The sequence below is a fragment of the Pseudoalteromonas sp. NFXS53 genome, from assembly GCF_056629255.1.
Map to the genome: position 1 here is coordinate 1 of NZ_JBWVBR010000039.1, position 5472 is coordinate 5472.

A 5472-nucleotide genomic window follows, 5' to 3' on the forward strand; every position below is an offset into this window, starting at 1 on the left:
TAGGACAAAATTAAATAAGCTCGTCGCTTCGCTCGATTTTAGCTTATTCAATTTTGCCTGTTAGCTAAGCGTTATATGCTTTTTCAAGTCAGGGGTAAGAAGCTTGAGTATTGAGTCAGTCCAAAAAGAATGTTGTGAGCATTATCAAGCAATTTATGCTCCTGTTGAGCCAACTCAGCTTGTTACTATTTCTAAAGGCATTTATGAGGGCTCAACACCAGTTGAAGGAGTTCGTTACCCATCACCAAATCATATGAGTGGTTGGTGGTTAACTACAGATGAGTACGACGGTAATACCAGCTCATTAGTTACGGTGCACTTTGAGCACATCATCGAAAAACGCCCTGAGTTAGCAATATATATGGCTCTTCCATTCGGGTATCGTTTTAACTTGGGCGGTGAGTCAGAGCATGTTTGGTTTGACCAAGCAGTGGCAGATGAAAGCATATAACAAATTAATTAAACAATGGACGCAAAACAGCAGGCTTGCGCTCATTCTTCGCTAATTTTAGCCTGCTATTTTGCGCCGGTTAAGCGAGGCGTTATGTGCTTTTTATAACTATGTGTACCTATATATGAAAGGTAAGTATTATGCCAGCTGAATCATCCAAGATTTTTATCGTTTGGAAGATTGTTTTCAAATATCTATTTTATGTTTCTTTTGGCGTAGCAATATTCAAGTCCGCTTTGTTTGGGCTACATAATGGGTTTGAAAACTTAGAGTTAATAAATGTATTGTCGGCAATACTTATTTATACTGCAGGTGCTGCTTTACTTTCAGTAATTATTTCACTTTGGGTTGTTATTAAAGATCGTGATTATAAAAAATCATAGTTTAGTAAAGTAGTGTGTTAATAATGCACATAACAAGGCGCTCAACTAGGACAAAATTAAATAAGCTCGTCGCTTCGCTCGATTTTAGCTTATTTAATTTTGCCTGTTAGCTAAGCGTTAGCTTTCAGGAGAACAAATTGAAGTGCGGATGTTGTGGGAAAGATATAGGGGATATTTCTTTTGATAAAAGCTACAAAATGCCAGACGAAGTTTGGGCATTATCTGATGCTGAAAAGAATGACCGCACGCAATTAGATTCTGATTTATGCAGACTTGATGAGCGCTATTTCCTTAGGGGCGTTGCTTATATTCCTGTGATCGATTCTGAAAAAAGTTATGGCTGGGGTGTTTGGGTGGAAGTTTCAGAGCAAAACTTTTTTGAGTATGTAGATAATTATGAGAATGACAATAGCTCTAGACCTTCATTTCCCGGAGTGGTTGCCAATAAAATACCTAGTTATGAAAATACGCTAAGTCTAACTGTTCAAGTTCAGCTAGGAAACGAAACTCAGAGACCTACGTTTACTTTTATAGATAAAGAACACTTGTTAACCCAAGAGCAGGTTAGTGGTGTAAGTATTGAAAAGGTTCATAGTTTCAGTAATTGAAAGCTAACAAATTAATTAAACCGTGGACGCAAAACAGTAGGCTTGCGCTCCTTCGTCGCTTATTTTAGCCTACTATTTTTCGCCGTTTATTAAGGCGTTAGTAGCCTAGGAGGCTTTGGTGCAATTTGACGAGCTAAAGTCAGTACTAGATATAGATAATGAAAATGAGTTAACTCTTCTATCGGCAAAATGGAAAGTCACGCAACTTCCAATTGCTGAAAGTGGTTACTGGATCTTGGAAGAGCAGTTTCATGAAGTTTTCTCAAATGTTGGTGAGTACCAAAGCAATGAAAAAGTGTTTGTTTTTGAGACTTTTGAACGGGTTTATAAAACCACAGGTGTGGTTAAAAGGCTAAATTCAGAGTTCAAGCTAAACTGGACTCGCTTTAACAATTTTCAGCAGTCTACAGACATCCTGAGTTTCTATTTAGTGCCACAAAATTTAAGCTGGGTTTTTTACGGTAACAGAGATTATTGCTTATTTGCTAAAGGCTACTAACAAAGCAAATTAAAAAGGGCGGACAAAAACCAGTTGGCTTTGTTCGTACCTCACAAATTATAGCCAACTATTTTTTGCCGTTTATTTGCGGCGTTAAGCCATAGAGTGAGGAAGTATTCTAAATAATGTATGTAATTCTGATATATGGATTTCCACTAACTCTGTTAGGGTTTGAATGGGGGCTGAGGACAATGCTAGAGGTTGATTCGACTGGCTTCGCAGGTCCAACTCTCGCAGCGGCGGGGTTATCGTTTTTAATGCCTCTCATTAAACCCAAGCAAAAAACAATACCTGGTCATGAAGACGTTATCGCCATGTCAAAGTCGGAGGCAGCCTTTATGCCTTTCCTATGGTTTTTTGTATTTGCATTTCTATTTTGTTGGACTTGGTCCTGTTATATGTCATTAAAGTTCCCACTTGATAAAACCTTTGGATTTGATAGTCATATGGTTATCGGTGGTTCTTTATATAGCATCAGCTTAATACTGACAGGTATAAAGGAGAAGGTGTGATGGAAGAGCTATTTACCTTAATTGCTGCAGGCGCATTGATCCCCGCCATTTCTGTTCTTGTTAAAAAATTAATCGTGGATAAGGCGTTTGAAATTCTGGAAAACGAAATATCAATAAAAGATAAAAATGGGAAAGAATTAAAGTTTGTTGCCAATTCAAATGAAGATGTTAAGGCTATTTTTGAGTCGGAATTAAACTTTGAGAATGAAGTTAAGAAAAATATCAATAAGTTTATTCATGCCCACAAAAAATATGATTTTGAATTGTCCAGCGGAAAATACATAGATTTTCTTTTATCTTATGGGGATAAAAAGATTGGGATAGAGGCAAAATCAAATATCAATAGGTTTAAGGCTAAGTGGATTTCAGACTATTTCAAGGAAAATATCGAAATAGATGAGCTTATAATGATTTTAGATTCTAAAGTTCCAGAAAGCTTTCTTAAAGAGATTGAGAATTTGGACTATAGAAAAAAAATTAAATTCATATCCTCACCTAGAGGAAAGGGTCTTTCACAGTCAATTAATAATGTCTTGGAAGCGGACTTGGGGCTTAACAAGGCATTGCAGCGGACAAGCCGCTGAATGCGGCGTTATGCGTCACTTTAAATAGCTGTCTTTAAAACGGTTTTTACTTCTACTCTTTCCTTCAAATCAGCTTTTAGGTACAGTGGCGTAATCAAATTTTAAGTTGGTCTTGGCTGTTCGTTTTTCAATTTAAGCTGTGACCAGAAAGGGTATTCACCAGTCAATCGCTTCATTGCATTTTTTGGTTCGGTGAGTGTTTATATAAATAAAGTTTAGCTCGTTGGTGCAGGCGCAAGCGCTTTGAAAGCGGTGTGTCAACGCATAACAAGGCGCTAAACTAGGACAAAATTAAATAAGCTCGTCGCTTCGCTCGATTTTAGCTTATTCAATTTTGCCTGTTAGCTAAGCGTTAGGCAGCACAGAAAAAAGGGAGTTTACCTTGGAAGAAGCGAATATTTTAACACCTTATTATTTCTTTGACGTGGCAATGTCAGTTATTGCAATTATTGTTAACGTTTACGGTTATGTTTCACTTAAAAAAACCTATAAAGTTAAAAGTGATAAATATCTCTCACATTTTTCAAAAGGCTTCTTTGCGTTCGCACTTTCAACTTTTTTTAGTTTATTCTCCTTTATAACAATAATTTTAATTGCTGGTATTGCAGGTGACTCACCGCACTTTGAACTCTTCGTTGATCTTCCTTACAACATTGCGTTTGCTATCGGTTTAATTTATTTCGTTCTGGGTATTAAAAATAGCAAAGTGCTACGTGCTGCCTAACAAGTTAATTAAACAATGGACGCAAAACAGCAGGCTTGCGCTCATTCTTCGCTTAGTTTAGCCTGCTATTTTCCGCCGTTTATTAAGGCGTTATATGAACTTTGAGGTCTGAGTGTACTTACCAGTCAGTGTTTATAAAAATACATTACGCCTAATTGGTGTTTTATTTATATGTGTAGGAGTACTCTTAGGTTACTCAGCTTTTGGAGCATTATTTGACCCTAGTGTAACCATTAATTTAAATGGTGTTGAGAGGAATGATGCTGAAGCCAAAATGTTCAGTTTAATTTTACCTTTAGTCTTAATATTCGCTGGATCAGCACTTTGTATATCAAAAGGTGAAAATTTAACGAGTCTACATAAAGCTAGAGAAACTTTTTGGTCTATTTTTCACGGTAAATAGTTCATATAACAAACAGTTTAAAAGCGGACAAAATTCAGTTGGCTGGTTTCGCTCCGCTTCACATTATAGCCAACCAAATTTTGCCTTTTAACTGAGGCGTTATGCGTCATTTCAATTCACTGTATTTAAAACGGTTTTTACGTCAGGTCTTTTCTTCAAATTAGCTTTTAGGTACAGTGGTGCAATTAAGTTTTAAGTTGGTCTTGGCTTTTCGTTTTTCAATTTAAGCTGTGACCAGAATCATCATTCACCAGTCGAACGCTTCTTTGCAATTTTTGGTTTGGTGAGTGTTTTTTAATTTTAAGTTTGGCTTATTAGTGCAGGCGCAAGCGCTTCTAAATTTGCGTGTCAACGCATAACAAGGTCGTCAACGCGGACAAAAAACTGTTGGCTGTTACGCTTCGCTTCACATTTTAGCCAACAATTTTTGCCGGTTACAACGGCGTTAGGCATTTAGGAGAGTTCAGTGGTTATCTTTAGAGTCTTATTTAGCCTGATTATTATTGGGGCAGCTATTTATTGGTACTTTAACCCTGATAGTCATATGGAACCAATCATAATAATTATTTCTTCAGTTTTGGTTCTTATTGCAAGCTTTAATCACTGGTCTGCTCGCAAAAAATCGGATGAAAAGCCTGTTAAAGAGAGTGAACTTTCAATAAACATTATTTCCCCAAAAATACGCTGTTATCGTGAATGGATAGACTATGGTATTAAAATAGACTTTGAGCTTTTCTTTGGCAAAAAGGTTTTAATTAAAAGCATTAAACTTAAATATAAAGAGCCGCTTGGGCTTGGGGAAAAATGGGAACAAAGAGCTAATTTATATTATGTTGAATTAGATCATGAAGACTTATTGGTGCAGGATTTGGCTCAACTAGAAAAATCACTTAAAGAAAAAGCTTCCTTACCTAATTTCCCAAGCACTTTTGAAGAAAAATCTATTTTACAAGTTACTTTATGTGGCTATGTTGCTGGTGAGCGTTTGCCCGATGGTTGGGAGGGCGTTTCGTTAAATAATTGGACATTAGTTGTTGAGTATAACGAAAATAAAACACTTGAGACTCCGATTATACTCCAAGCACATGATAAGTCAGAGAAGCGAGCAACTGAGTTTAAATATGTTGGTTTCGTAAATGCCTAACAAGGCCGTCAAACAAAGGACACAAAATAACAGGCTGTGCTCCTTCGTCGCAAATTTTAGCCTGCTATTTTGTGCCGTTTACGGCAAGCGTTATGCGTCACTTTAAATAGCTGTCTTTAAAGCGGTTTTTACTTCTACTCTTTCCTTCAAATCAGCTTTTAGGT

General features: G+C 36.8%; 9 protein-coding genes. All 9 read left to right on the plus strand.

Going from position 1 to position 5472, the window contains the following annotated elements; genetic code table 11:
• Positions 1 to 103: 103 nt before the first annotated feature.
• Entirely contained in the window at positions 104 to 451 is a 348-nt protein-coding gene (locus AC1HJP_RS21030) for an immunity protein Imm33 domain-containing protein (RefSeq protein ID WP_335993270.1), read from the plus strand.
• A 140-nt stretch (positions 452 to 591) separates the two neighbouring features.
• Entirely contained in the window at positions 592 to 834 is a 243-nt protein-coding gene (locus AC1HJP_RS21035) for a hypothetical protein (protein WP_480363450.1), read from the plus strand.
• A gap of 137 nt (positions 835 to 971) precedes the next feature.
• The gene (locus tag AC1HJP_RS21040; RefSeq protein WP_480363451.1) at positions 972 to 1442 is read left to right on the plus strand and encodes a DUF2199 domain-containing protein; all 471 of its coding nucleotides are present in this window, start codon (positions 972 to 974) and stop codon (positions 1440 to 1442) included.
• Between the two features lie 118 nt (positions 1443 to 1560).
• Positions 1561 to 1941: a hypothetical protein gene (locus tag AC1HJP_RS21045; protein ID WP_480363452.1), complete on the plus strand. Its 381-nt coding sequence runs from the start codon at positions 1561 to 1563 to the stop codon at positions 1939 to 1941.
• Positions 1942 to 2132: 191 nt separating this feature from the next.
• Positions 2133 to 2453, plus strand: a complete 321-nt coding sequence (locus tag AC1HJP_RS21050; protein WP_480363453.1) for a hypothetical protein — start codon at positions 2133 to 2135, stop codon at positions 2451 to 2453.
• Positions 2450 to 3037: a hypothetical protein gene (locus tag AC1HJP_RS21055; protein ID WP_480363454.1), complete on the plus strand. Its 588-nt coding sequence runs from the start codon at positions 2450 to 2452 to the stop codon at positions 3035 to 3037. Before AC1HJP_RS21050 ends, AC1HJP_RS21055 begins: the two co-directional genes overlap by 4 nt.
• Positions 3038 to 3419: 382 nt before the next feature.
• Positions 3420 to 3761, plus strand: a complete 342-nt coding sequence (locus AC1HJP_RS21060; protein WP_475167277.1) for a hypothetical protein — start codon at positions 3420 to 3422, stop codon at positions 3759 to 3761.
• Positions 3762 to 3873: 112 nt separating this feature from the next.
• Positions 3874 to 4164: a hypothetical protein gene (locus AC1HJP_RS21065; RefSeq protein ID WP_480363455.1), complete on the plus strand. Its 291-nt coding sequence runs from the start codon at positions 3874 to 3876 to the stop codon at positions 4162 to 4164.
• Between the two features lie 466 nt (positions 4165 to 4630).
• Complete coding sequence (locus AC1HJP_RS21070) at positions 4631 to 5308, plus strand: hypothetical protein (protein WP_480363456.1); 678 nt, start codon at positions 4631 to 4633, stop codon at positions 5306 to 5308.
• Positions 5309 to 5472 lie beyond the last annotated feature (164 nt).